This window comes from Micromonospora sp. CNZ285, assembly GCF_004637285.1.
Genome location: NZ_SPQD01000001.1, coordinates 5639282 through 5663649, shown reverse-complemented (window position 1 = coordinate 5663649; position 24368 = coordinate 5639282). Strand labels below are relative to the sequence as shown.

Below are 24368 nucleotides of genomic sequence, written 5' to 3'. Positions count from 1 at the left end.
GTGAACGACGTAGGGCCCGGTGCCGTGTCCGGCGCCGGGCCCATCGTTCGTCCGCTCAGCCGTCGCGGCGCTCGGTGTCCGGCTCGGCGCCCGGCTCGTCGTCACCGGCGAGCGCCGAGCGCAGCCGGTCCTTCTCCGCGCGACGCCGCTCCGACGCCTCCGCCATCTCGCCGGCCATCTCGTCCCGCCAGTTGCGCAGCAGGAAGAACGACAGCGCGGCGGAGGAGATCAGCGCCACCATCAGCCGCAGGAACATGTTCATCTCGACGAACCAGAGGGCTGCCAGCACGGCGACGAACAGCCCGACCCGGCCCAGCGTGTACTTGACCGCCGCGCTCATTCCCGCATTCCCACTCTCTCCGTGCCTCAGCCCGTACGCCGGGCCAGCCAGTGCACGCCATGAAACCAGATGACGCCGTAGACCACGGTGAACACCGCCGCGGCCAACGCGCCGGTGAACAGCGCGGGCAGCCCGGAGGCCAGGCCCGCGGCCAGCAGACCGGCGACGATGCCGAGCCCGAGACCGGCCAGCGCGGCCACCACCCGGGCGGCGCCGAACTCCCAGGCCCGGAACTCGTCCCAGAACAACCAGAGCGGCAGGATCACCGCGAGCCAGCCGTTCGTACCCCCGAAGCCGCTGTCGCCGACTGTGGCGAACGCCCACTCGAAGACCAGCAGCGCCAGCACCCCGATGACCAGGCCGGCCAGGCTCACCCCGAGCAGGTCACCGAGGGTGAGGATGCGCCCTTCGGCGTCGCGCCGGGGGAAGCCGCGCTGCTGTTCCTCGTCGCTCATCGCCAGGTCAGGCCCAGACCTGCTGCGGCTCGGACCGGCGCTCCGCCAGCGACGGCGGGCCGTCGTACTCGCGGACGATCTCGTAGCGGGTGTTCCGCTCGACCGGACGGAAGCCGGCGTCCCAGATCATGTGCAGCAGGTCGTCGCGGTGCATGGTGTTCGGCGTGCCGTACGAGTCGGCGTCGTGGGTGATCTTGTATTCCACGACCGAGCCGTCCAGGTCGTCGACGCCGAAGTTCAGCGAGAGCTGCGCGACCGACAGCCCGTGCATGACCCAGAAGCACTTCACGTGCGGCACGTTGTCGAACAGCAGCCGGGAGACCGCGAACGTCTTGAGCGACTCGGCCGGCGAGGCCATCGTGGTCCGGGCCTGGATCCGGTTACGGATCTTGCCGTCCGCCGAGTCGACGAAGTCGTGCTGGTAGCGCAGCGGGATGAAGACCTGGAAACCGCCGGTCTCGTCCTGCAGCTCACGCAGCCGCAGCACGTGGTCGACCCGGTGCCGGGGCTCCTCGATGTGACCGTAGAGCATGGTCGACGGCGTCTTCATGCCCTTCGAGTGGGCCAGCCGGTGGATGCGCGACCAGTCCTCCCAGTGGCAGTTGTGGTCGACGATGTGCTGCCGGACCTCCCAGTCGAAGATCTCCGCGCCACCGCCGGTGAGCGACTCCAGGCCGGCGTCCATCAGCTCGTCGAGGATCGCGTCGGCGGTGAGCCCGCTGATCTTCTCGAACCACTGCACCTCGGTGGCGGTGAACGCCTTGAGGTTGACCTTCGGCAGCGCGGCCTTCAGCTCGCGCAGCACCTTCGGGTAGTAGCGCCAGGGCAGCGTGGGGTGCAGGCCGTTGACGATGTGCAGCTCGGTGAGCTGCTCGTCCTCCATCTCCTTGGCCTTGCGGACCGCCTCGTCGATGCGCATCGTGTAGGCGTCCTTCTCGCCCGGCTTGCGCTGGAACGAGCAGTACGCGCATGACGCGGAGCAGACGTTCGTCAGGTTCAGGTGCCGGTTGACGTTGAACATCACCCGGTCGCCGTTGAGCTCGGTACGCCTGTGGTGGGCCAGCCGGCCCAGCCAGGTCAGGTCGTCGCTGGCGTAGAGGGCGATGCCGTCCTCGCGGGTCAGCCGCTCCCCCGCGTACACCTTCGCCTCGAGTTCGCGCTTGAGTCCGGCGTCCATCCGAAAGCCACGTCCTTCCACCTGGGTTCCCGATCGAGCGTACGTCGCGGGTCCGACCGGCCGCCGACCTGGGCGTGCCGGTTCACCCGTGGTCACGCTCCGCACATCGACATCGTCGCAACCGTGAGGTAAGACAGGGTGGGGCGGAACACACACCAGGGCCGTCCTGTCCCGACACGCCCCAACCACGCGTGACGGACCCCAGACCGGACGGGGAGCGGTATGGCTCACAGCACCAAGGCCCGACGGCGACGAGGACGGCAGCCGGTGATCTCACCGATCCTGCGCCCGGCGCTCTGGTCCGCCCTCCTGGGGGCGGTCGCGGCCGCGGCGCTCGCCACACCCGCCTGGGCCGACCCGCTGCCCGACGTCGTGCCCGACACCGGCTCCCGGCCCCAGGTCACCGGCCCGCTGCAGCTGCCCGGCTCGCCCGGCACCGTCCGCGGCGTACCCGGCACCGTTCCCGGCGTGCCGGGCACCGTTCCCGGCCTCCCCGGCACCGTCCCGGGTCTGCCCGGCGTCACCACCCCGGGTGGCGCGACGGGCCTGCCGGGCACCACCGGCGTCACCAACCCGGCCGACGGCCCGCTGATCGCGCAGATCAACCAGCTCGACGCCCGGGTCACCCAGCTCGGCGAGGCGCTGCTCGGGATCAAGACCGAGCGGGACGCCGCACAGACCGAGCTGACCCAGTCCGCCGCCCGGCTCAAGGAGGCCCAGGACGCGCTCCGCCGCGCCCAGGACAACGCCAAGAGCGCCGCCGCCGACGCCGTGAAGGCCGACGCGGCGCTGCCGCCCGGTGAGTTCGGCGCCAGCCTGCGCGACTTCGCCAACCTCCAGCGCATCACCCGCGGCGACAAGGCCGAGGGCGCCACCACGTCGGTGACCGGCGAACTCCTGCGCGCCACCAGCGCCGAGGAGGCCGCCCGGAAGGCACACGAGTCGGCCCAGCGCCGGGCCACCGAGAAGGCCGCCGAGTTCACCCGCGCCGAGACCGACCTGCGCAAGCAGGAGACCGCACTCGTCGCGTTGCGCAAGGAGAACGCGGCCAAGCTGCTGGAGATCGAGCGCCTGGCGGACGCCGCCGAGCAGCGGCTCGGCACCTCGTACGTGGTCGACCAGAGCATCGACGGCCTGGTGGCGGACCCGCGGGCGCTCGCCGCCGTGCGCTACGCCCTCGCCCAGCTCGGTGACCCCTACCTGTGGGCGGCCGAGGGCCCGGACCGGTTCGACTGCTCCGGCCTGATGCTCGCCTCCTACCAGGCGGCCGGCTACCGGGGCCTGCCCCGTGTCGCCAAGGACCAGTACTTCGCCACCCGGTCCCGCACCGTCTCGCCGAACGCCCTGCTCCCCGGCGACCTGCTGTTCTTCGCCTCCAGCAGCAGCTGGACCAGCGTCCACCACGTCGCCATGTACATCGGCAACGGCAAGATGGTGGAGGCGCCGCGGACCGGCGACGTCGTCAAGATCTCGGTGGTCCGCTGGTCCCGGCTCTACGCCGCGACCCGGGTGATCGGAGCGGTTCCCGCCCCGGCCACGCCCGCCCCGCCGCCCACGGTGCCGGCCACGCCGAAGCCGTCGGCCACGCCGAAGCCGACGCCGACGCCCACCACCCCGAAGCCGTCGACCACGCCCAAGCCGACGCCGACCACGCCGAAGCCCACCACGCCGACGCCGACGCCGACGCCGACGACGTCCAGCCCGGCGCCGACCACGCCGCCGCCCAGTGAGTCGGCGGAGCCGGAGCCGAGCCAGAGCGCGAGCGCCGAGCCGGACACCAGCAGTGCCGCGCCGAGCAGCAGCAGCGTCGCCCCGTCGAGCAGCACGTCCGGCAGCGGCTCCGCCAGCCCGAGCAGCAGCGCCGACTGACCCAACCGCCACTCCGGCTGTGCTCCCGGGCCGGAATGTGGCACGGTGAGATCCAGGCACGTCCGGTCGGCGCCACGGCTGGAGGCGAGCGTGGGTGCGGAGGGGCGAGATGGGCGAGCAGGACGTTCCGGCGGAGAAGGTCCACCCGGGACCGACGCCCGACCCCGCCGACCCGGCCGGCGACGACGACGACCGTGGTTCGGCCGCGCCGGTAGCCGTCGCGCGGGCGCGGGTGTCGGTCGCCGGCGCGGCCGTACCGCCGCCCACCGGTGACGCGCAGCCGATTCCGCAGGCCGGCCCGACGACGTATCGGGCGGGCACCCCGGCGGAGACCCCACCCCCGCTGGACCGGCGTCTGCCCGGCGCCACCGTGCCGCCGTCCAGTTGGTCCGCCTTCGCCGTGGGCGAACGCCAGGCGACGCCCCAGCCCGCCGCGGAGGCGGACGGCGACGCCTCCCCGGGTACGCCCGGCAGTGCTCCGGCCGCCATCCCGGCGCCCCGCGCCTCCGGTTCAGCACGCGTGCCCGCGCCGGCCGCCGCAACCGCCGACGCGGCAGCACCGGCCGACGCCGCACCGGAGCGCGACACCGCACCGGCCGAGCAGGCGGACGGAACCGACGACTCCCCCTCCCCGGCAGCCGGTTCGGCCGGGTCTTCGCCGAACGCGGCACCGGCCTCCGCCGCCGACCGCCCGGCCCCGCTCACCGGCGCCTCGACGGGCGCCGACCAGGCCGGATCCGCGCCTGCCCGGGCCAGCGCGTCGGTGCCCGGCCTGAGCCGCGTCTCGGCCGAGGAGGTCGCCGCCTCCGTGGTGGCCGCTCCGCCCGCCGCCGCCACCGTCTACCGGGCCGGGCCGGTGAACCCGGAACCGCCGGAGCCGGTCCAGCCGCCGGAGCCCGCGCAACCCCCGGCGCCGAACGGCCCGGAGCCCGAGCCGGCGCCGACCCCGGTGCCGGGTCCGACGCCGCCGTCACCGGCGCCGCCGGTACCCGAGCCGGAGCCGCCGCTGCGGCCCACGCCGCCCCTGCCCGCGCCGCCCGCGCCCACCCCGCCGACGCCGACGCCCGGCCCGGTGCCACCGATCCCCGGGCCGCCGGTACCGCCGCCGGGTCCGCCCGTACCCCCGCCCCCGCCGCCACCGGGTCCGATGCCCGCGCCGCCGTTCCCGCCGCCACCGGCGATGACCGGCGCGGCGGACCCGCTGCCCGCGCCGCTGTTCCCGGCGCCTCCCGCCACCCCGGTGTTCCCGCCTGCGCGGGCCGCCGTCCCGACGCCGCTCGTCGCGCCGCCGGCCGCCGCGCAGCCGTCGTGGGCCGCCGCACCCGTGTCGGCCCCACCGCCGCCCGTGGTGCCGGCCCCGGCGCTGCCGACCTGGCCGCCGCCGGCCACGCCCGCCCGCGAGGCCGACACGACCCGTCCGGTACGCCCACAGCCCGCCGACCCGGATCTCGCCACCACCGCGTACGGCGGCACCGACGGGCCCGGGTTCGCCACCGTGTCGTTCCCGCAGGGCAACCCGCTGGAGAACTCCGGATCGCTGACCGGGCACATCCTGGCCCAGGGCTGGTCCGAGGAGGGCCCGGCGGCCCGGGGCGGCAACACCAAGGTGTTCATCGTGCTGGCCGTCGCGCTGACCATGTTGATCGCGATCAGTCTGCTCGTGGTCTTCCTGGCCAACGACGCGTTGAGCGGGCTGACCGGGACCATGCTCATCGAGTGACGGGGGTGAGCCCGCCCACTACGTTCTCGCGTCGCCGTGGCGGAGTGGGCGATGCGCCGTACACTTGTCTGCGATCACTGACCTGGCGCGCCCGACTGCGCGCGCCCATGGGCGATCTTGCGGGCGATTCGGCGGCGTGACAGGCCGCGGCGGGCCATCGCGAAGATGCGCCCCGCTCGAGAGGTATTTCTTGACCACGTTCGCTGAACCCAGCACGTCCCCGTCCGTCGACCCGACGCCCGACACCGTCGACTTCGCCTCGCTCGGCCTGCCCCGGCAGGTCGTCGAGACGCTCGCCCGCCAGGGCATCACCACCCCGTTCGAGATCCAGCGGGCCACCCTGCCCGACTCGCTCGCGGGCCGCGACGTCCTCGGCCGGGGCCAGACCGGCTCCGGCAAGACGCTCGCCTTCGGCCTGCCGGTGATCGCCCGGCTCGCCGACCGCAACCGGGCCCGGCCGCTGCACCCGCGCGCCCTGGTCCTGGTCCCCACCCGCGAACTGGCCATGCAGGTCAACGACGCGCTCATGCCGCTCGGCAAGGCGGTCGGCGTGTTCCTGAAGACCGCCGTCGGCGGCGTGCCGTACGACAGGCAGATCGACGCGCTGCGCCGCGGTGTGGAGATCGTCGTGGCCACGCCGGGACGGCTCGGCGACCTGATCGAGCGCGGCGTGTGCCGCCTCGACGACGTCGAGATCACCGTGCTGGACGAGGCCGACCAGATGGCCGACATGGGCTTCCTGCCCGAGGTCACCCAGCTGCTGGCGAAGACTCCGGCGGACGCCCAGCGGCTGCTGTTCTCGGCCACTCTGGACAACGACGTCGACACGCTCGTCAAGCGGTTCATGACCGACCCGGTCACCCACTCGACCGCGCCGGCCACCGCCGCCGTGTCCACCATGGATCACCACCTGCTGCTGATCCCGCCGCACGACAAGTTCGCCGTCGCCGCGTCCATCGCCGCCCGTGAGGGCCGCACCATGCTGTTCGCCCGTACGCAGCTCGGCGTGGACCGCCTCGTCGAGCAGCTCGCGGCCGTCGGCGTGCGGGCCGGTGGGCTGCACGGCGGCAAGACCCAGCGCATGCGCACCAAGACGCTCGCCGAGTTCCGCGAGGGCCGCACGCCCGTGCTGGTCGCGACCGACGTGGCGGCCCGGGGCATCCACGTCGACGGCGTCTCGCTCGTGCTGCACGTGGACCCGCCGAAGGACCCCAAGGACTACCTGCACCGGGCCGGCCGTACGGCTCGGGCCGGCGAGTCGGGCGCGGTGGCGACGCTGGTGCTGCCCAAGCAGCGCCGCACCACTCTGGCCATGATGGAGAAGGCGGGCGTCGAGCCGGCCGAGACCCGGGTCCGGGCGGGCGACGAGGCGCTGGCCGAGCTGACCGGCGCGCGCGAGCCCAGCGGCGTACCGGTGCGGGACGAGCCGGAGCCGCGACGCGGCGGCGGCTCGCGCCGCTTCGGCGACCGCGACGGCCGGGGCTTCGACCGGGGCGGCCGGGGCGGCTTCTCCGACCGTGGCGAGCGCCGGTTCGGCGACCGTGACGGCCGGGGCGAGCGCCGCTACGGCGACCGGCCCGCGGGCGAGCGGTCCGGCGACCGGTTCGCTGATCGTGGCGGTGACCGCCGGTTCGGCGACCGGCCGGCCGGCGAGCGGTACTCGGGCGAGCGGTCCGGCGGCGGCGAGCGCCGCTTCGGGCGGCCGGAGCGTCGCGACGACCGGAGCTTCGGCGACCGGCGGTCCGACGGCCGGAGCTTCGGCGAGCAGCGGTCCGACGACCGCGGCCGCGGCCCGCGCGGCGACGACCGGCGCTTCGGCGAGCGGTCTGAGCGGCCGTACGGGGACCGGCCGCGGCCGACGACCGGACGCGGGTACGACCGCGACGAGCGGCGGTACGACGACCGGCCGGGCAGCTCGCGCGGCTTCGGCGACCGGCGCCAGGACGACCGCCCGCACGCCGAGCGGCGTTTCGGTGACCGGGGCGACGCGCGTCCGGCCGAGCGCCGGGCCGGCGGTTTCCGGGCCGAGGGGCGGGGCCGGGACGACAGGCGCGGCTTCGGCGGGCGCCCGCCGGCACGTACCCACTGATCTGAGCGCACCCACTGCCGCCGCCGAGCATCCGCTCGGCGGCGGCAGTGCGTCCGGGGTGATTTCGGCTCCCGTTCTAGCTGCGCGGTGTGAGGACGGGATATCGCCGGGTCGGCTCATTCCACAGCGACAGGCGATGACGAGGCCGCCAGTCGGGCGGTGGCGTCGGGATGGCCTTGTCGATGGTCTGCCGGAGGCTGCGCCGAGCGGACCGGCCCCACGACCAGGCGACCCAGCAGCCGAACGCCTGGGCGATGACGGCGGCCAGCAGCAGCCCGGTGCCGATCGGGTCAGACATTGCGCACCGACCGCAGCCAGCCCAGGAACCGGATGTGCATCTCGGCGGGGTCCGGCGGCTCGGAGTAGAGCCGGGTCAGGTCATCGGTTGCCTGCCGCATCAGGGCGGCCAGATCGACGGCGAGGTGGCGTCGGTCGTGCTCGTAGTCAGCGACCAACTCAACCTTGGCGTGCTCGCACGGCTGGGTCACTCGGGGCCTCCTGCATGGTTCGGCGTCCAGGTGGCACCCCCGTCCGCCGCGAACTCGCCACCGGGCGGGGCCTGATCCATCAGATCGCTCACTTGCCCCCTGTCAATGTTGACGGGCCCACATAGGTGTGGTCATTTGTTCGCGTAACCATGGTCGGGTCGGCCCGCTCCTACCTTCGAAGTCGTGACCAAGGAGACGGGACCGGGCGAACTTGTCGCGGCCGGTGAGATCTTGAAGATGCTCGGCGTGGGCAGATCGAGATTCCGCGAGATCCGGCGGCATCCCGCATTCCCCGCGCCGTATCAAGAGCTGTCGGTCGGCGCGGTCTGGTTGAAGCGGGACGTCGAGCGGTACATCCGGGAACACCGACCGCCCCGGCCGGCGGACGACGACGAGTAGCCCGACGAGGTATGACCAGTACGTCTCGCGCCTACTTTCGGCGGGTGAGACGACCACGCCTGTATGGGCCCGGCGAGCTGGCCGCCCTGTTCGGCGTATCGCGTCAGCGGGTCCTGCAGATCACCCGCCGCCCCGGGTTTCCCGAGCCGCTCGCCCGACTGATCGGCATGAACGTCTGGGACGCGGACGAGGTCGACGAGTGGGCCCGCCACAACCGGCCGCCCCGCCCCACCGAGGGCGACGAGCAGGGGTAGGCAGGCAAGAAGCCCGGCCTTGGCGGCGTTCGCGCATCCGCTGCCGCCGACGGCCGGGTCGCGTAACGTCCGGTCCATGCCGAAGTCGCTCTTCTGGGCCCGGACCGACACCGCCGGCTCCGAGCACGTCGTGCTCGACGACGGTCAGGGGCTGACCGCGCAGGGTGTGGCGCTCGCCGTGGATCCGATCCCGTACACGTGCCGGTACCGCCTGACCGTCGGCCCGGACTGGTCGACGAACCGGCTGGAGGTCGAGTCCGAGGGCGCCGGCTGGTCGCGGAGCGTACGCCTGGAGCGGGGCCGGGACGGGTGGCGTGTGCGTACCGGCGAGGAGGGTGACCTGGACGCGGCGCTGAGCGCGGCGGGCCACCCACCGGCGGGCCTGCCGGGCACCGACGACCCGGGCCGGCTGGCCGAGGCACTCGACGTGGATCTGGGCGGTTCCCCGCTGACGAACACGCTGCCGATCCGCCGGATCGGGCTGGGCCGGCTGCCCGCCGACCTGGCCACCGCCGTGACGGTGGCCTGGGTGCTGCTGCCCGGCCTGGCCGTGGTGCCCGCCGAGCAGGTCTACACCTCGCTGGGCCCGGGCCGGGTCCGGTATTCCAGTGACACGTTCGCCGCCGACCTGGAGGTCGACCCGGACGGTTTCGTGGTGCGCTACCCGGGGCTGGCCGAGCGGGTCGACCCGCGCTGACCGTCCGGGGTCCGGTTCAGGCCGCCGGCCAGGTGCCGTCGGTCAGGAACCGGTCGATCGTGGCGAGGTGCGGGGCGAGGTCGAGGCCCTGCGCGGCCACCCACTCGTCGGAGTAGTAGGTGTCGCCGTACCGGTCGCCCGGGTCGCAGATCAGCGTGACCACCGAGCCGGTACGCCCGGCCGCGCGCATCTGCGCGATCAGCCCGAACGCGCCCCACAGGTTGGTGCCGGTGGAGCCGCCCACGAGGCGGCCGAGCACGGCCGAGCCGGCCCGCATCGCGGCGAGCGACGCGGCGTCCGGCACCTGCACCATCCGGTCCACCACGCTGGGCAGGAAGGACGCCTCGACGGTGGGCCGCCCGATGCCCTCGATCCGGGAGCCGCGGTCGGTGCGCACCGACCAGTCGCCGGCCTGCCAGGCGGGGTAGAACGCCGAGTTCTCCGGGTCCACCACGCAGAGCTTGGTGGGCAGCCGCCGGTACCGGGCGTACCGGCCGATGGTGGCGCTGGTGCCGCCGGTGCCGGCGCCGACCACGATCCAGGCGGGCACCGGGTGCCGTTCCAGCGCGAGCTGGGCGTAGATCGACTCGGCGATGTTGTTGTTGCCCCGCCAGTCGGTGGCCCGCTCGGCGTAGGTGAACTGGTCCATGAACCGGCCGCCGCTGTCCTCGGCGAGCCAGCGCGCCTCCACCACGACCTTGGACGGGTCGTCCACCAGGTGGCAGCGCCCGCCCTGGAACTCGATCTGGGCGATCTTCTCCGGCGACGTGGAGGCGGGCATGACCGCGATGAACGGCAGCCCGAGCATCCGGGCGAAGTACGCCTCGGAGACGGCCGTCGAGCCGGACGACGCCTCGACGATCGTGGTGTCCGGGCCGATCCAGCCGTTGCAGAGCCCGTAGAGGAACAGCGAGCGGGCCAGCCGGTGCTTCAGCGAGCCGGTGGGGTGCACCGACTCGTCCTTGAGGTAGAGGTCGATCCCCCACTCGCGGGGCAGCGGGAACGGCAGCAGGTGGGTGTCGGCGGAGCGGTTGGCGTCCGCCTCGACAGTGGCGATCGCCTCGGTCACCCAGCGCCGGCTGGCCTCGTCGCACCTGTCGAAGTGAGTCACGCCGGCAACGTTACAAGCGAGGTGGGCTCGGGTTTTCCCGGACCCGGCGGGCCTGCCGCCGCTGACCGGCCCGTCCGGTGGCCCGGATCACCGGCGTGAGGGCCAGGGCGAGCCGGGGAAAGGCGTCCAGGAGCCGCACCTGGGCGCCGCGCCAGCGCGGCAGGCTGACCACCGGCCGGGGCCGGCGGGCCAGCCGGACGGCCCGCGCGGCCACCCGCTCCGGCGTGAGCAACGCGCCGGTGAAGGACGCCAGCGCTCCCGGGTCGTCCAGCTTGTCGTGCAGCATCGGCGTCCAGATCCCGTCCGGGCACAGGCACGACACGTGTACGCCCCGGACGCCGGCCATCCGCAGGTCGCTCAGGGTGCCGAGGCTGAACGCGAGCAGGGCGTGCTTGCTGGCCGCGTACACCGTCTCGCCGGGCGCGGCGATCAGCCCGGCCAGCGAGACGACGTTGAGCACGTGGCCGCGGCCCTGTTCGCGCATCACCGCGACGGCGGCGAGCGTGCCGTTCATCGCGCCGAGCGCGTTCACCTCGACCACCGCGCGGCGGGTCGGGGCGTCGTGTCCCCAGGACGGGCCGGTGACCAGGATGCCCGCGTTGTTCACCCAGAGCCCGAGGCCGCCGGGCGCGGCCGCCGCCTCGGCGGCGACCTCCGCGCAGGCGGACTCGTCGCGTACGTCGAGCGGGCGGGACCAGCCGCCCAGCGACGAGGCGGCGGCCGACGCGGCCCCGGCGTCGGTGTCGGTGAGCAGCACGTTCCAGCCGTCGGCGTGCAGCGCGGCGGCGATGGCCCGCCCCAGCCCGCCGGCCGCTCCGGTCACCACTGCGGCACCGCGTCCCGAGCTCGTCATCGGCGCACGGTAACCGCAACCGACGGCCCGGGGCCAGAGGCGTCAGGCGGTGGGCGCTTCCAGCGGCTGCGGGCGGTTCTCCCACTTGGTCGACAGGGCGATGCTGGTGCGGGTGGACGCCACACCGGCCGTCCGGTTCAGCCGGACGATCAACTGCTCCAGCTCGGCGATCGTGCCGACCCGCGCCTTGAGCAGGAAGGACTCGACGCCGGCCATGAAGTAGCAGGACTCGATCTCGGGGATGCGGCGGAACGACTCCAGCACGTCGTCGGTGTCCGCGTCGGAGTCCTCGATGATGCCGATGAGCGCTGTCACGCCGAGCCCGATCGACTCCGGCTCGACCTCGGCCCGGTACGCCCGGATCACGCCGCTGGACTCCAGCTTGCCGACCCGCTCGTGCACGGCCGGAGCGGAGAGGCCGACCTGACGGGCCAGTTCGGCGTACGACAGACGGGCGTTGCCCCGCAACAACTCCACGAGGCTCAGGTCGATCGTGTCCACGGAGAGTGACCCTATCCGCTCGGCGGCCACCGAACACTGTCGGTACCGGTGCACCGGCCCTTCACAAACGTACGATCAGGGGGTTCTCCACCGGTACCATTTCCTATCCTTCCCAGTGTGTGCGTTTTTCGCGTTTGGCGGACACGTCCGGTAGCCGGTGCTGTAATTGCCATACGTCCCTCATGACGGCTCTGGGCTCGCACCGGCCGGGGGCAGTGTGTTCAGCCGGGGGCTTCGTCGACGCGAGGAGGGGGCTGTGGACACTGGAGATCGCCTGCTGACACCGGGTGAGGTCGCTGCGCTGTTTCGGGTGGACCCGAAGACCGTGACCAGATGGGCAGCGGCCGGCCGGATCGGCAGTATCCGGACTCCAGGAGGGCACCGCCGGTTTCGGGAATCCGAGGTGCGGGCCCTGCTCGAGGGGGAGGGCATGCTGGACGAGGCGGAGGACATGGGCAAGGCCCGCAACATGGGCCCGACCGCTTCCACCGGCCCCGGACCGGCGAACGCCGGCATGTACTGAACGTGCGGGGCGCGGTCCGGCCGAGGGCCGCGCCCCGGACGTCGCCCACGGGTTCGTCAGCGCGGATCCGCCTCCCGGCGACCGGCGGCCAGCTCGCCGGACCACCGCCGGAACAGCGTGTGCTCGACACCGAGCGCGTCGAGCACCTTCCCGGCCACGAAGTCGACGAGCTGCCCGGCGGACGCCGCCGCCCCGGCGCCGTAGAAGCCCGGACTGGCCGGCAGCACCACCGCGCCCGCGTCGTGCAGCGCGATGAGATGTTCCAGGTGACTGCGGGTCACCGGCGTCTCCCGGGGCACCACGACCACCGGGCGGCGCTCCTTGAGGTTCACCTCGGCGGCACGCTGGAGCAGGTCCTTCGACAGCCCGATGGCGATGCCCGCGCACGCGGCGGTGCTGGCCGGCACCACCGCCATGCCGCGTACCGGGTAGGAGCCGCTGCTCGGCCCGGCGGCCAGGTCACCGGCGGGCCAGTGCCGCAGGTCCGCGCCGGTGAGGTCGCGGTCGAGCCAGGCGGCCAGGTCCTCGGTCCAGTGCGCGTCCCGGAAGGGCCGGCCGGTCTCGTCCAGCACTGTCAGCCGGGCCGCCCGGGAGACGATCAGGTCCACCGCCTGGCCGGCGTCGAGCAGGCCCCGGACGACAGCCGCCGCGTACGGCGTCCCGGACGCGCCGGAGACACCCACCACCCATGGTTCGCGCATGCCCTCAAGCGTGCCTGGTCGCCGCGGGCGGCGGGCGGCGACCCCCTTTCGGTCGGCCCGCCCGGGATGTCCAGAGGGTTCACGGAACGTCCCGCGACATGAAATTCTTCGACCGGCGATCCATTTCCACGGAGGGGCCGGTGATGACGGCGGCGGTGCTGCGGGCGCTCCGCTCCGACTGCCCGATCCCGCCCCGCCTCTCCCCGTACGCCGACGACGTGCAGGGCTGGCTGGTGGAACTCGTCGACCGGCTCGGCCTGCCGGCTGACCCGGCCACCCGGCGACGGCTGGCGCGGGCCGGCTTCGCCCGGTACGCCGGCCGCCTCTACCCGGACGCCACCGAGCCCGACCTGCGGGTGCTGACCGCGTTGTTCACCTGGTTCTTCCTCGTCGACGACGCCTGCGACGGACGGGACGGCCTCACCCCACCGCAGATCCGCGCGCTGCGTGACGGCACGCTCGCCCTGCTGCGCGAGGGCCCGCGCGCCCGCCATCCGGGCTTCTCCGGCCCGCTGCGGCGCCTGCTCGTGCAGGCGTGGCGGGAGCCCCGGCGCCGGATGCCGGCCCGGTGGCGGCTGCGCTTCGCCGACGCGGTCGCCGACCACCTCGACGGGGTGCACCGGGAGGCCACCGCCACCACGTCCGGCCGTCCACCGGGCGTCGCCGAGTACGTGCGGCTGCGCCGGGCCACGTCGGCGGCGTACGTGTCGTACCCGCTGATCGAGTTCGCGTCCGGGCGTCCGCTGCCCGACGCGGTCTACCACCATCCGGCGCTGCGGCGGCTCGCCGGCCTCGCCAACGACCTGCTGTCCTGGTTCAACGACATCGCCTCGCTGGAGCGCGACCGGGCCACCGGCGGCGGGCACAACCTGGTGCTGGCGACGGCCGCCGAGCGGGGCGTGCCGCTGCCGGCGGCGGTCGACCTGGTCGCCGTGCACTGGCGTGCCGAGATGGACCGGTTCGCGGCGCTCCTGGCGGCGGCGCCGTCGTTCGGCCCGACGCTCGACGACGCCGTCGCCATCCACCTCGACGGGCTGGCCGCCGCCGTGCGCGGCACCGTCGACTGGACGCTGGAGAGCGCCCGCTACCCGGTCGGCGCGGCGTCCTGACCGGGTGCCGTCCTTGCCGCTACGGCCGCAGGCCGAGCCGGATCACCAGGTCGAGCAGCGCGAGGACGAACAACGCGATGCCGACGAAGCCGTTGGCGGTGAAGAACGCCCGGTTGACCTTGCTCAGATCGGTGGGGCTGACCACCATGTGCTGGTAGGCGAAGGCCACAGCGGTGAGCGCCAGCCCGATCCACCACAGCCAGCCGAAGCCGACCCAGGCGCCGAACCAGATGAACAGCGCGAACGTCACCACGTGCGCGACAGTGGAGGCGTGCAACGCGAAGCGCCGGCCGTACCGGGCGGGGACGCTGTGCACGCCGATCTCCCGGTCGATCTCCGAGTCCTGGCAGGCGTAGATCAGGTCGAAGCCGCCGATCCACAGGCCGACGGCGGCGCCGAGCAGCCATGCCGGGCCGGAACCGTCGAGCGTGCCGGTGACCGCCAGCCAGGCGCCGACCGGGCCGACCGCCTGGGCCACCCCGAGGATGGCGTGCGGCCAGTTCGTGAACCGCTTGGCGTACGGGTAGACCACGAGCGGCACCACGGCGAGCGGCGCGAGCACCAGGCAGAGCGGGTTGAGCAGGGCGGCGGCGGCCAGGAACACCACGAGCGCGACGGCCGCGCCGGTCCAGGCCGTCCGCACGCTCACCGCGCCGGTGACCAGTTCCCGGTTCGCCGTACGCGGGTTCCGCGCGTCGATCCGCCGGTCGAGGATCCGGTTCGCGGCCATCGCGAACGTCCGCGCGCCGACCATCGCCACGGTGATCAGCAGCAGGTCTCCCCAGCGCACCCGGCCGCCGTTGAGCTGCATGGCGGTCAGCGCCGACAGGTACGCGAACGGCAGCGCGAAGACCGAGTGCTCGATGGCGACGAGCTTGAGGAAGGACGAGACCCGGCCGGGTCGTTCCTGAACTGCCGCCGTCATCAGATCCCGTATTCCTTCCAGCGCTTGTCGACGAGCGAGACCACCTCGGGCGACATGCGCATCTCCTCCGGCCAGCCCCGGCTGTAGCCCTCCTCGGGCAGCTTGCGGGTCGCGTCGATGCCGGCCTTGCCACCCCAGAACTGCTGGTACGAGGCGTGGTCCAGGTGGTCCACCGGCCCCTCGGTGACCATCAGGTCGCGGGCGTAGTCGACGTTGCCGAAGGCGCGGAACGCGACCTCGTTGTAGTCGTGCACGTCGCAGTCCTCGTCGACGATCACGATCAGCTTGGTCAGCGACATCATGTGCGCGCCCCAGATCGCGTTCATGACCTTCTGCGCGTGCTTCGGGTAGCGCTTGCGGATCGACACGATCGCGCAGTTGTGGAAGACACCGGCGGCGGGCAGGTCGTAGTCGACGATGTCCGGGATCAGGAAGCGCAGCAGCGGCGCGAAGATCCGCTCGGTGGCCTTGCCGAGGCCGTGGTCCTCCTGGGGCGGCTGGGACGTGACGATCGAGTGGTAGACCGGGTCGCGCTGCATGGTCATGCACTCGATGTGCATGACCGGGAACGGCTCGACCGGCGTGTAGAAGCCGGTGTGGTCGCCGAACGGCCCCTCGGGCAGGCGCTCGCCCGGCTCGATGTAGCCCTCCAGCACGATCTGCGCGTGCGCCGGCACCTGCAACGGGACGGTCAGGCAGTCGACCATCTCGACCCGCTCACCGGCGAGGAACCCGGCGAACAGGTACTCGTCGATGTCGGCCGGCAGCGGCGCGCTGGCCGAGTACGCCACCACCGGATCCGCGCCGATCGCGATCGCCACCGGCAGCCGCTGGCCGAGCCGCTCGGCGACCGCGTGGTGCGCGGTCGAGTTCTTGTGGATCTGCCAGTGCATGCCGATGGTGTTGTGCGAGTGCTGCTGGAGCCGGTAGAGCCCGAGGTTGCGCTTGCCGGTCTCCGGGTGCTTGGTGTGGGTCAGCCCGAAGTTGTGGAAGATCCCGCCGTCACCGGGCCACACCTGCAACCCGGGCAGCCGGTTCAGGTCGACGTCGTCGCCGCGGTAGACCACCTGCTGGCACGGGGCGGTCTTGACCTTCTTCGGCGGCATCGACTTGAGCTGCATGACCTTGCCCAGGCCGCCCATCATCCCGGAGAAGCCCTGCGGCAGCTCCGGCTTGAGCATGTCGCCGATCCGCTCGCCGATCTCGTCGAGGTGTTCCACCCCGAGCGCCATCGCCATCCGCTTCTCGGTGCCGAACAGGTTGATCGCCACCGGCATCTCACCCCGGGTGGGCCGCTCGAACAGCAGCGCCGGCCCGCCGGCCCGGACGGTACGGGTGACGATCTCGCTGATCTCCAGCGTGGGGTCGACCGGCGCGCTCACCCGCCGCAGCTCGCCCGCACGCTCCAGCGCCGCGAGGAAATCCTTCAGATCGGTGTACGGGAAGCGAGCCGCCATACCGCCATCCTCCCGTACCCGCTGCCCTTCGCCCACGCCGGGTGCAGTGATGTTCAGTGCATCGCCGGGTGGTCCAGGGCGCTTCGCCGAGACAGCACCATGACGAGCGCCCCGGCGGCGGCGAATCCGGCGGTGGTGAACGCGGCGACGGCCTGGGTGCCCAGCGAGCCGGGACCGCCCGGCGCGAGCGCGAAGATCGCGGAGAGGAGCCCGACCCCGACCGCGGTGCCGCAGCGCTGGGCCGCGGTGACGAGGGCGCTCGCCACACCGGCGTCGCGGCCCTCGGTCTGGACGAACGAGGCGTTGGTGTTGGGTCCGACGAAGAGGCCGACGCCCACGCCGGTGACCAGCAGCGGCACGAGCATCACCAGGAAGGTGAGCTGTTCCGGCGACAGCGCCAGGACGAGCAGCCCGACGGCGGCGAGGCCCACGGCGATCATGCCGAGTCCGGCGGTGACGACGCGGCTGCCGAAGCGGGCGGTGAACCGGCGGGAGCTGCCGGCGCTCACCACGCTGCCCAGCGCGAACGGCATCACCAGCAGCCCGGCCGCCAGCGCGCTGTGGTCGAGGGTGTCCTGCCAGAGCAGCGCGAGCATCAGGAACGACGCGGTGAACCCGGCGAAGCCGAGGAACGTGGTGATCACGCCGACCGGCAGGGCCCGTTGCCGGAACAGGCGCGGCGGCACCACCGCGAAAAGGTCCGCCCGGTCGCGCCGCCGCTCCCACAGCGCGAAGGCGGTCAGCAGCAGCAGTCCGGCGACCAGCACCACCACGTTGCCGACGGCGATGCCGTTGCCGAGCGAGAACGGCAGCATCGTCCCGACGATGCCGAGGGTGAACAGCACCAGGCCGACCGGGTCGCGGCCACGGACACCGGCGGGGCGCCCCTGCGGCAGGGCCCGGCGGGCCAGCGCCACGGCCAGCAGCCCGAACGGCACGTTGACCAGGAAGACCAGGCGCCAGCCCAGCTCGCCGCCGGCCTGGATGAGCAGACCGCCCAGCAGCGGGCCGGCCGCGCTGGAGGCACCGAAGACGGCGCCCATGATGCCGAACGGGCGGGCCCGCTCCGGGCCGGCGTACAGGAGCTGGATGAGCGCTGTCACCGGCGTCATGGCCAGCCCGCCACCGATCCCGGCGAGCGCGCGGGCCGCGATCAGGTGGGTGGGGTTCGGCGCGAGGGCGCACCAGAGGCTGGCGGCGGTGAACACGGCGACACCGGCGACGAAGACGCGGCTGTGGCCGTACCGGTCGCCGAGCCGCCCGGCGGGCAGCAGCACCAGCGCGAAGACCAGGGCGTAGCTGGTCAGGACCAGGGACTGCTCGACCTCGCCGGCGCCCAGTCCGGCGCGGATCGAGGGCATGGCGACGTTCACGCTGGTCACGCTGAGCAGGGTCAGCGCGGCCGGGATCAGCAGCACGGTCAGTGCCAGCCAGCGCCGGTCGGCGCTGCCCGGACGGGTCGGGACGGGGGAGGGATGAGTCATGCGGGGTCCTCCGGCCGGGACGACCCGCGAGCCGGTACGCCGCAGTCGCCCGACCTGGTGCGTACCGGTCGTGGACTGCCGTGGCGTAGGCGTGAACCAGAGCCATGTAGTGGGCGGATGTGCCCCGCGCGCCCTAGCGGACCAACAGGACGACCTCATGGCTTTTCGGCGTCGCCAAGGATACGACGACGGGCGGAAGCACGCCCAGCGCGCCTCGCGGTCGCCTTCGTCACACCGCCGATTCGGCGGCGGGCGTCCAGGCGTACGCGGCCAGCGGCGCGTCGAGCGGCGCCTCGGTGAGCCGGTTGGCGAACGTGGAGATCGTGTACGTGCCGACGCCGAGCACCACGTCCAGCGCGTGCCGGGGCTGCCATCCGGCGGCGAGCAGCGCGTCCAGGTCGGCGTCGGGGACCGCGCCCCGGTGGTCGAGGACGGCGACGGTGAAGCGGCGCAGCGCCTCCAGCCGGGGGTCGGGCAGCGTCGTACCGGCACGCAGCGCCTCGATCAGCTCGGGCGCGGCGACGTGCCGGACGAGCGTCGCGGTGTGCATGGCTACACAGAGGTGGCAGCCGTTGCGGGTGGCGACCGTCAGCACGACCACCTCGCGGGCGACCGGGTCGAGGTCGGTGGCCTCGAACGCGGCGTTGGCGGCGAGGAAGCCCTTGAGCAGTTCGGGCGAGCCGGCCATCAGGCCGACGGCGGCGGGCAGGTGGCCGAGCGAGCGGCGTACCCCGGCCATGACCGGGCGGGCGGCGGCGGGCGCGGTGTCCGGCTCGTACGTGGTGAAGCGGGACATGACAGGGCCCCTCTCGTAAGATAGTCAACGTGGTTGACGAAATAGTAAACGTGGTTGTCGAACATGGCAACGCCTGACCGCCCCGGCTTCGCGCTGCCGCTGCTCCTGCTCGCCGGCTTCCGTGCGCTGATCGACGACCTGCACGCCGAACTGGCCCGCCAGGGGCACCCCGAGCTGCGCCCCGCCCACGGCTTCGTCCTCCAGGCCGTCGGCCCGGCCGGCACCACCGCCTCCGACCTCGGGCAACGCCTCGGCGTCTCCAAGCAGGCAGCGGGCAAGACGGTGGACCGGCTGGTCGCGCTCGGCTACCTGGACCGCGTGGACGACCCCGCCGACGCCCGCCGCAAACTGGTCCGGATGACCGCGAAGGGCCGCGACGGGCTGCACCGCTCGGCGGTCGTCTTCGACGAACTACGCGACCGCTGGGCGGCCACGCTCGGCGCGGACCGGGTCGCCGCCATCGAGGACGACCTGCGCCGGATGGTCCCCGCCGACGTGTTCCGCCTCGACGTCCCCGGCTGGTTCGGCGGATGAATTCGTCACTGACAGCTTCGCCGACGGCGGTTCATCATCGGCGGATGGAGGACGCATACGTGGTGGGTGACCCCGACGGCCTCAGCCCGCTCCAGGCCGAGATCCGCGACGCGGTGGCCCGCGAGCTGCACGCCCAGTTCGCGCTCCGGGCGGACCGCCTCGAACTGGCTGACCTGCCCGAGGTGGCCTACCAGATCACGCGCCGGGTGGACGAGGTGCTGACCGCGCGCCCGACCACTACACCCCGGCGTACGAGTGCAGACCGGTGAAGAAGAAGTTCACGCCGAACAGGTTCATCATCACGGTCAGGAAGCCCACGATGGAGATCCAGGTGGCCACGTTGCGCTTCACGCTCGGCGTGGCCCGGGCGTGCAGGTAGCCCGCGTACACCACCCAGGAGATGAACGCCCAGGTCTCCTTCGGGTCCCAGCCCCAGGCACGACCCCAGGCCGCCTCGGCCCAGATCGCCCCCGCGATCACCGCGAAGGTGAAGATCGGGAACGAGAAGGCGTGCAGCATGAAGGTCAGCCGCTCCAGCCCGGCCGCCTCCGGGAGGCGGCGGGCCAGGGTGTACGGGAAGCTGCGCCGCCCCTGCTCCCAGCCGGACCGCATCAGGTACGCGGCGGCGGGCACCACGCCCAGCAGGAAGATGCCCGAGGCGAAGATGATCGTCGAGACGTGGATGATGAACCACCACGACTGGAGCGCCGGCATCAGCGGCTCGATCGGCACGTAGAGCTTCAACTCGGCGAACGCCAGCAGCAGCACCATGACCAGCGTCAGGAACAGCCCGAGCCGGCGCAGCCACGGCTGCTTCCAGAGCACCACGAGCCATGCCGCCACACCGATCCAGGTGCCGGTCAGCACGAACTCGTACATGTTGCCCCAGGGCATCCGGTCGGCGGCGAGGCCCCGGGTGACCACGGCGCCCAGGTGCACGGCGGCTGCCAGCACGGTGAGCCAGGCGGCGATCCGGCCGGCCAGCACGGCCCGCGCGCCGGTGCGGTCCGGGCGCGGCGGCGTCGCCGCGACGGCCGGCTCGTCGATCGTGCCGCCGCCTCCGCCGACGCCCGCGCCGACCAGCTCCCGCGCCGGCGCGGCCGCGGACACCTTCCGCGCGTTGCCCAGCGCGAACTCCACCGCGTGGCTGATCATCGCGATCAGGTACGCCAGGATCGCGAACGCGACCAGCTGGTCGGAGAGTGCGGACATCAGTCGTCTCCTTCTCGCGCCCGCCGCGCGTCCGGCGCGTCGCCGCTCACCGCGGCGACGAGCTGCGCGAACTCGTCGGCGAACCCAGGGTGCTCGGTGCGCGGCAGCCCACCGGCCTCCACCAAACTACTACCGCTCGTCGGAGATCCGCCCTCGGGGGGCGAAACCCGGAACCAGACCCGGCGCCGCCGGGCGAACAGCGAGCCCATCAGGCCCAGCAGCAGCGTGCCGCTCGCCACCAGCAGCAACGTCTGCCCGGGCGCGTGCCGGACCGCGAGCGTGATGTACGGCTTGGTGCCGACGAACTCCAGCGTGCTGCCGTCGTCCAGGGTCCACTTCTCCCCCGGCCGCAGCAGCTTGGTGCCGATCTCCTTGAGCTTGCCGTCGTCGATCTGCCGCCGGTCCAGCGCGTAGACCGAGCCGGGGATGCCGGCGTCCAGCCCGAGGTTGCCCCGGTACGCGGTCAGGTTCACCGCCGGGTTCCGCTCGGCCGGGTACTGCGACGAGACGTACGGCGCGCTCTCCGGCGCGGTCGGCAGGTAGAGCCCGTCGAAGGCGATCTGCTGGTCCGGGGCACGCGCGCCGGTCTTCGGGTCGACGTTGGCGTCCGGGAAGATCGCCACGCCCTCCTCGGTCGCGTTGGAGTCCCCGGTACGCAGGAACGGCGCCTCGCTGGTCTGGCTGCGGCCGTACTTGTCGGTGTACTTCAGCAGCGGCGCGTAGCCGTTGCCGAGCAGGTAGACGTTCGCCGAGCCGAGCCGCAGCGGCGAGTTGACCGAGAACCCGGCGGTCCGTTCCGTGCCGCCCGGCTCGTCCACTGTCACCGTGGCCCAGTAGCGGGAGGCCAGCCCGGACGGCAGGTAGTCGGCCTCGAACTTCTCCAGCGTCAGGCAGAACGGCGGCAGGTCGGAGCTGTCCACGCGCGGGCCGAGCGACGCCTCGGCGTACTGCTGGCGGGTGTTGCAGAACGCGTTGTCCTCGCCGGCCACCAGGATGCGGTTGCCGTGCCATCCGTACCAGGAACCGAGCGCCACCCCGAGCAGGACGGCGACCAGCGACACGTGGAAGAGCAGGTTGCCGGTCTCCTTGAGGTAGCCCTTCTCGGCGGAGACCTCGTTGCCGCGCACGGTGACCCGCCACCGGCGGCGGCGCAGCACCGCCGCGATCGCCTCGGGGTCGGCGGCGGCCGGGGCCTCCAGCACCGCGTGCTGCGGCAGCCGGTCGAACCGCTTCGGCGCGGCCGGTGGCCTCATCCGCAGCGCGCGGACGTGGTCGCGGGCGCGGGGCAGGATGCAGCCGATCAGCGAGGTGAACAGCAGCAGGTAGATCGCGGAGAACCAGACCGAGCCGAAGACCTCGAACGCGCCGATCTGGTTCAGCCGGGGCGCGAGGTCGGGGTGGTCGACGAACCACTGGTTGACGCGTTCCGGGTTGACGCCGCGCTGGGGCAGCACCGAGCCGGGGATGGCCGCGATGGCGAGCAGGAACAGCAGGATCAGCGCGGTACGCATGCTGGTGAGCTGCCGCCACGAGTTGCGCAGCAGGGCCAGCACCGGGTTGACCCGCCGCCGGGGCGCCTGCGCGGGGGTCGACGGCCGGTCGTCGACGGTCGTCATCAGATGCTCACCTCGCCCACGCCCACGTTCGTCTGCAACCAGATCACCACGTTCACCCAGCCGCCGGTGATCAGCGCCAGGCCGATCGCGATCAGCAGAGCGCCGCCGATCCGGGTTACCCACCGGCTGTTGCGCCGGACGGCGCGGAACACTCCGAGCAGGCGCTGGAAGCCCAGCCCGAAGACGACGAACGGTATCCCCAACCCGAGGCAGTACGCCACGGCGAGCACCACGGCCCGGTCGGTCCCGCCCTCGGTGGCCGCCATGCCGAGCACCGCGCCGAGCGTCGGGCCGGTGCAGGGCAGCCAGCTCAGCGCGAAGACCGCGCCGAGCACCGGTGCTCCGAGCAGCCCGGCGGAGGGCAGCCAGCGGATGCGGAACTCCCGCTGCATGCCGGGGATCACCCCGAGGTAGCCGAGGCCGAGCACCACCACGAGCGCGCCGATGACGATCTCCAGCGTGCGCTCGTACCGGAAGAAGAGCTTGCCGACGCCGGAGAAGAGGATCGCGGTGGCGACGAACACGACGGTGAAGCCCGCGATGAACAGCAGCGTGCCGGCGAGCACCCGGCCCTTGACGGCGGCGGTGGTCCGGGCCTGCGTCCGTTCCGCCACGGCGACGCCGCCCCCGGTCGACGGTGGGTCCGGCGACTGCGGCGGGGCCGGGCGGCGGCCCTCCAGGTCGGTGCCGGCCAGGCCGGTCACGTACGACAGGTAGCCAGGCATCAGCGGGAGCACGCACGGCGACAGGAAGCTGACCAGTCCGGCCAGGGCGGCCGCGCCGACCGCGAGCAGCAGCGGGCCGGACTCGGCGAGCTGGCGGAACGTCTCGCCCATCAGCGGGAGCCGTTCGGCGGCGGCGACTCGCCGGCGATGTCCTCGACGATCGGCCGCAGCTCGTCCCGGGTGACGGCCCGGCGGATCACCACGGCGATCCGGCCCTCGCGGTCGAGCACGACGGTGGCCGGGGTGGTGTTCGGCGGGATGTCGAAGTTCAGCGCCTGCCGGCTGGCCGGGTCGAAGATGCTCGGGTACGTGACCCGGCCCTCCTCGAAGGCGATCGCCTTGTCCTTGCTGTCCTGCACGTTGATGCCGAGGAACGTCACGCCGGAGCCCTTGGTGGCCTGGTAGGTGGCCTCCAGGTCGTCCGCCTCGGCGCGGCAGGGCGCGCACCAGGAACCCCAGAAGTTGACCACGACGACCTGCCCGCGGTCGCGGGAGATGTCGTAGCTGCCGCCGGTGAGCAGCTCACCGCTCACCTTCGGCGTCTTGGACCGCTGGTCGGGGGCGCAGGTGACGGTGGAGCCGTCGGCCGCGCACCGGCTCTCCTGGCTGCCGGAGGAGCAGCCGACCAGCGCCGTACCGGCGGTCACGGCGGCGAGCAGGGCGGCGGCGAGCCTCCGGGTGAGCATCAGGCCCCCTTGGCCGTCCGGGCGGTCGGCGAGATCGACACGAGGTGGGCCGCCGGCTCGGAGTACCCGATGCCGACGATCTTGGCGCCGTCGAAGTGGAACGAGGTGAGGCTGGCCAGGCCGCACTGGCGGCGGCGCGGGTCGTGCCAGAGGCGCTTGCGCTCGACGTGCCGGCGCAGCGTCCAGATCGGGAGCTGGTGCGACACGAGCACCGCCTCCCGCCCCTCGGCGGCGACCCGGGCGGCGTGCAGCGCGGCGAACATGCGCTCGGCGATGGCCCGGTACGCCTCACCCCAGGACGGGGTCACCGGGTCGCGCAGCACCCACCAGTTGCGCGGGTCGCGGAACGATCCGTCACCCGGCGAGACCTTCTTGCCCTCGAACCAGTTCGCGCTCTCGATCAGCCGCTCGTCGACGCCGACGGAGAGGCCGAACTGCGCCGCGATCGGCTCGGCGGTCTGCTGGGCGCGCTCCAGCGGGCTGGCCACCACGTGCACGACGGTCCGGTCGGCGAGCGCCTGCGCCGCCGCCTTGGCCATCTGCACGCCCAGCTCGGAGAGGCGGAACCCGGGCAGGCGGCCGTAGAGGATGCCGTCCGGGTTGTACACCTCGCCGTGCCGCAGCACGTGCACCACGGTCTCCGCCAT

Annotated in this window: 28 protein-coding genes; 10 read left to right on the top strand and 18 right to left on the bottom strand. The window is 73.2% G+C overall.

The window, feature by feature from the left end:
- Window positions 1-55 precede the first annotated feature (55 nt).
- The 3 genes from CLT75_RS25975 to mqnE are packed head-to-tail and all read right to left on the bottom strand — an operon-like array spanning window position 56 to window position 1972.
- On the bottom strand, window positions 56-340 hold the full coding sequence (locus tag CLT75_RS25975; RefSeq protein WP_135242863.1) for a DUF4229 domain-containing protein: 285 nt from the start codon (window positions 338-340) through the stop codon (window positions 56-58).
- A gap of 26 nt (window positions 341-366) precedes the next feature.
- Window positions 367-795, bottom strand: a complete 429-nt coding sequence (locus CLT75_RS25970; RefSeq protein WP_135242862.1) for a MarP family serine protease — start codon at window positions 793-795, stop codon at window positions 367-369.
- 7 nt (window positions 796-802) lie between these two features.
- Complete coding sequence (gene mqnE / locus CLT75_RS25965; RefSeq protein WP_013283566.1) at window positions 803-1972, bottom strand: aminofutalosine synthase MqnE; 1170 nt, start codon at window positions 1970-1972, stop codon at window positions 803-805.
- A gap of 222 nt (window positions 1973-2194) precedes the next feature.
- On the opposite strand from mqnE, the gene CLT75_RS25960 reads away from it, so the two are divergent.
- From CLT75_RS25960 to CLT75_RS25950, 3 genes are all read left to right on the top strand, one after another.
- A complete protein-coding gene (locus CLT75_RS25960; protein WP_209310387.1) occupies window positions 2195-3841 on the top strand; it encodes an NlpC/P60 family protein in 1647 nt (548 codons plus the stop codon).
- A 109-nt stretch (window positions 3842-3950) separates the two neighbouring features.
- Window positions 3951-5561 (top strand): hypothetical protein, encoded by a 1611-nt coding sequence (locus CLT75_RS25955; protein ID WP_135242860.1) that lies wholly within the window; start codon window positions 3951-3953, stop codon window positions 5559-5561.
- 190 nt (window positions 5562-5751) lie between these two features.
- Window positions 5752-7650: a DEAD/DEAH box helicase gene (locus tag CLT75_RS25950; RefSeq protein ID WP_135242859.1), complete on the top strand. Its 1899-nt coding sequence runs from the start codon at window positions 5752-5754 to the stop codon at window positions 7648-7650.
- A gap of 76 nt (window positions 7651-7726) precedes the next feature.
- Here the strand turns inward: CLT75_RS25950 and CLT75_RS25945 are convergent, their stop codons facing one another.
- Window positions 7727-7948, bottom strand: a complete 222-nt coding sequence (locus tag CLT75_RS25945; RefSeq protein ID WP_135242858.1) for a hypothetical protein — start codon at window positions 7946-7948, stop codon at window positions 7727-7729.
- Window positions 7941-8138: a flavin reductase gene (locus CLT75_RS25940; protein ID WP_486485271.1), complete on the bottom strand. Its 198-nt coding sequence runs from the start codon at window positions 8136-8138 to the stop codon at window positions 7941-7943. The genes CLT75_RS25945 and CLT75_RS25940 overlap by 8 nt, the downstream gene beginning before the upstream one ends.
- A gap of 183 nt (window positions 8139-8321) precedes the next feature.
- Here CLT75_RS25940 and CLT75_RS25935 point away from each other — a divergent pair, with 183 nt between their 5' ends.
- The 3 genes from CLT75_RS25935 (at window position 8322) to CLT75_RS25925 (ending at window position 9488) form a co-directional block, all read left to right on the top strand.
- A complete protein-coding gene (locus CLT75_RS25935; protein WP_036311366.1) occupies window positions 8322-8537 on the top strand; it encodes a helix-turn-helix transcriptional regulator in 216 nt (71 codons plus the stop codon).
- A gap of 44 nt (window positions 8538-8581) precedes the next feature.
- Window positions 8582-8791: a helix-turn-helix transcriptional regulator gene (locus tag CLT75_RS25930; protein ID WP_041798756.1), complete on the top strand. Its 210-nt coding sequence runs from the start codon at window positions 8582-8584 to the stop codon at window positions 8789-8791.
- Window positions 8792-8867: 76 nt separating this feature from the next.
- Window positions 8868-9488 carry a putative glycolipid-binding domain-containing protein gene (locus CLT75_RS25925; protein WP_047891634.1) on the top strand — a complete coding sequence of 207 codons (621 nt, stop codon included), beginning with the start codon at window positions 8868-8870 and terminating at the stop codon, window positions 9486-9488.
- A gap of 16 nt (window positions 9489-9504) precedes the next feature.
- Here CLT75_RS25925 and cds1 read toward each other — a convergent pair whose 3' ends face one another.
- Genes cds1 through CLT75_RS25910 form a run of 3 tightly spaced genes read right to left on the bottom strand, consistent with a single transcriptional unit; the run spans window position 9505 to window position 11953 of the window.
- The gene (gene cds1 / locus CLT75_RS25920; RefSeq protein ID WP_120572116.1) at window positions 9505-10599 is read right to left on the bottom strand and encodes an L-cysteine desulfhydrase Cds1; all 1095 of its coding nucleotides are present in this window, start codon (window positions 10597-10599) and stop codon (window positions 9505-9507) included.
- Window positions 10600-10609: 10 nt separating this feature from the next.
- Window positions 10610-11452: an SDR family NAD(P)-dependent oxidoreductase gene (locus CLT75_RS25915; RefSeq protein WP_135242856.1), complete on the bottom strand. Its 843-nt coding sequence runs from the start codon at window positions 11450-11452 to the stop codon at window positions 10610-10612.
- Window positions 11453-11494: 42 nt separating this feature from the next.
- A complete protein-coding gene (locus CLT75_RS25910; RefSeq protein WP_120572118.1) occupies window positions 11495-11953 on the bottom strand; it encodes an Lrp/AsnC family transcriptional regulator in 459 nt (152 codons plus the stop codon).
- Between the two features lie 256 nt (window positions 11954-12209).
- Between CLT75_RS25910 and CLT75_RS25905 the strand changes: the two genes are divergently transcribed.
- Complete coding sequence (locus CLT75_RS25905; protein ID WP_013473529.1) at window positions 12210-12476, top strand: BldC family transcriptional regulator; 267 nt, start codon at window positions 12210-12212, stop codon at window positions 12474-12476.
- Between the two features lie 56 nt (window positions 12477-12532).
- Here CLT75_RS25905 and CLT75_RS25900 read toward each other — a convergent pair whose 3' ends face one another.
- Window positions 12533-13177, bottom strand: a complete 645-nt coding sequence (locus CLT75_RS25900; RefSeq protein WP_135242855.1) for a UbiX family flavin prenyltransferase — start codon at window positions 13175-13177, stop codon at window positions 12533-12535.
- A gap of 98 nt (window positions 13178-13275) precedes the next feature.
- On the opposite strand from CLT75_RS25900, the gene CLT75_RS25895 reads away from it, so the two are divergent.
- Window positions 13276-14286, top strand: a complete 1011-nt coding sequence (locus CLT75_RS25895; RefSeq protein WP_486485270.1) for a terpene synthase family protein — start codon at window positions 13276-13278, stop codon at window positions 14284-14286.
- 19 nt (window positions 14287-14305) lie between these two features.
- On the opposite strand, the gene mqnP is transcribed toward CLT75_RS25895, so the two are convergent.
- The 4 genes from mqnP to CLT75_RS25875 form a co-directional block, all read right to left on the bottom strand.
- Window positions 14306-15211 carry a menaquinone biosynthesis prenyltransferase MqnP gene (gene mqnP, locus CLT75_RS25890; RefSeq protein ID WP_013283552.1) on the bottom strand — a complete coding sequence of 302 codons (906 nt, stop codon included), beginning with the start codon at window positions 15209-15211 and terminating at the stop codon, window positions 14306-14308.
- Window positions 15211-16668, bottom strand: a complete 1458-nt coding sequence (locus CLT75_RS25885; protein ID WP_030273542.1) for a menaquinone biosynthesis decarboxylase — start codon at window positions 16666-16668, stop codon at window positions 15211-15213. The genes mqnP and CLT75_RS25885 overlap by 1 nt, the downstream gene beginning before the upstream one ends.
- A gap of 53 nt (window positions 16669-16721) precedes the next feature.
- Window positions 16722-18152: an MFS transporter gene (locus CLT75_RS25880; RefSeq protein ID WP_167796967.1), complete on the bottom strand. Its 1431-nt coding sequence runs from the start codon at window positions 18150-18152 to the stop codon at window positions 16722-16724.
- 229 nt (window positions 18153-18381) lie between these two features.
- Window positions 18382-18948, bottom strand: coding sequence for a carboxymuconolactone decarboxylase family protein (locus CLT75_RS25875; RefSeq protein ID WP_135242853.1), 567 nt, complete (start codon window positions 18946-18948; stop codon window positions 18382-18384).
- A gap of 63 nt (window positions 18949-19011) precedes the next feature.
- Here CLT75_RS25875 and CLT75_RS25870 point away from each other — a divergent pair, with 63 nt between their 5' ends.
- Window positions 19012-19482 (top strand): MarR family winged helix-turn-helix transcriptional regulator, encoded by a 471-nt coding sequence (locus tag CLT75_RS25870; protein ID WP_135242852.1) that lies wholly within the window; start codon window positions 19012-19014, stop codon window positions 19480-19482.
- A gap of 44 nt (window positions 19483-19526) precedes the next feature.
- A complete protein-coding gene (locus CLT75_RS25865; RefSeq protein WP_135242851.1) occupies window positions 19527-19751 on the top strand; it encodes a hypothetical protein in 225 nt (74 codons plus the stop codon).
- Here the strand turns inward: CLT75_RS25865 and ccsB are convergent.
- The 5 genes from ccsB to CLT75_RS25840 are packed head-to-tail and all read right to left on the bottom strand — an operon-like array spanning window position 19720 to window position 24368.
- A complete protein-coding gene (gene ccsB / locus CLT75_RS25860; RefSeq protein ID WP_135242850.1) occupies window positions 19720-20694 on the bottom strand; it encodes a c-type cytochrome biogenesis protein CcsB in 975 nt (324 codons plus the stop codon). The genes CLT75_RS25865 and ccsB overlap by 32 nt on opposite strands.
- Window positions 20694-22310 carry a cytochrome c biogenesis protein ResB gene (gene resB, locus CLT75_RS25855; protein WP_135242849.1) on the bottom strand — a complete coding sequence of 539 codons (1617 nt, stop codon included), beginning with the start codon at window positions 22308-22310 and terminating at the stop codon, window positions 20694-20696. Before resB ends, ccsB begins: the two co-directional genes overlap by 1 nt.
- The gene (locus CLT75_RS25850) at window positions 22310-23146 is read right to left on the bottom strand and encodes a cytochrome c biogenesis CcdA family protein (protein WP_135242848.1); all 837 of its coding nucleotides are present in this window, start codon (window positions 23144-23146) and stop codon (window positions 22310-22312) included. The genes resB and CLT75_RS25850 overlap by 1 nt, the downstream gene beginning before the upstream one ends.
- Window positions 23146-23721, bottom strand: a complete 576-nt coding sequence (locus tag CLT75_RS25845; protein WP_135242847.1) for a TlpA family protein disulfide reductase — start codon at window positions 23719-23721, stop codon at window positions 23146-23148. The genes CLT75_RS25850 and CLT75_RS25845 overlap by 1 nt, the downstream gene beginning before the upstream one ends.
- Window positions 23721-24368, bottom strand: a complete 648-nt coding sequence (locus tag CLT75_RS25840) for a histidine phosphatase family protein (protein ID WP_116503393.1) — start codon at window positions 24366-24368, stop codon at window positions 23721-23723. The genes CLT75_RS25845 and CLT75_RS25840 overlap by 1 nt, the downstream gene beginning before the upstream one ends.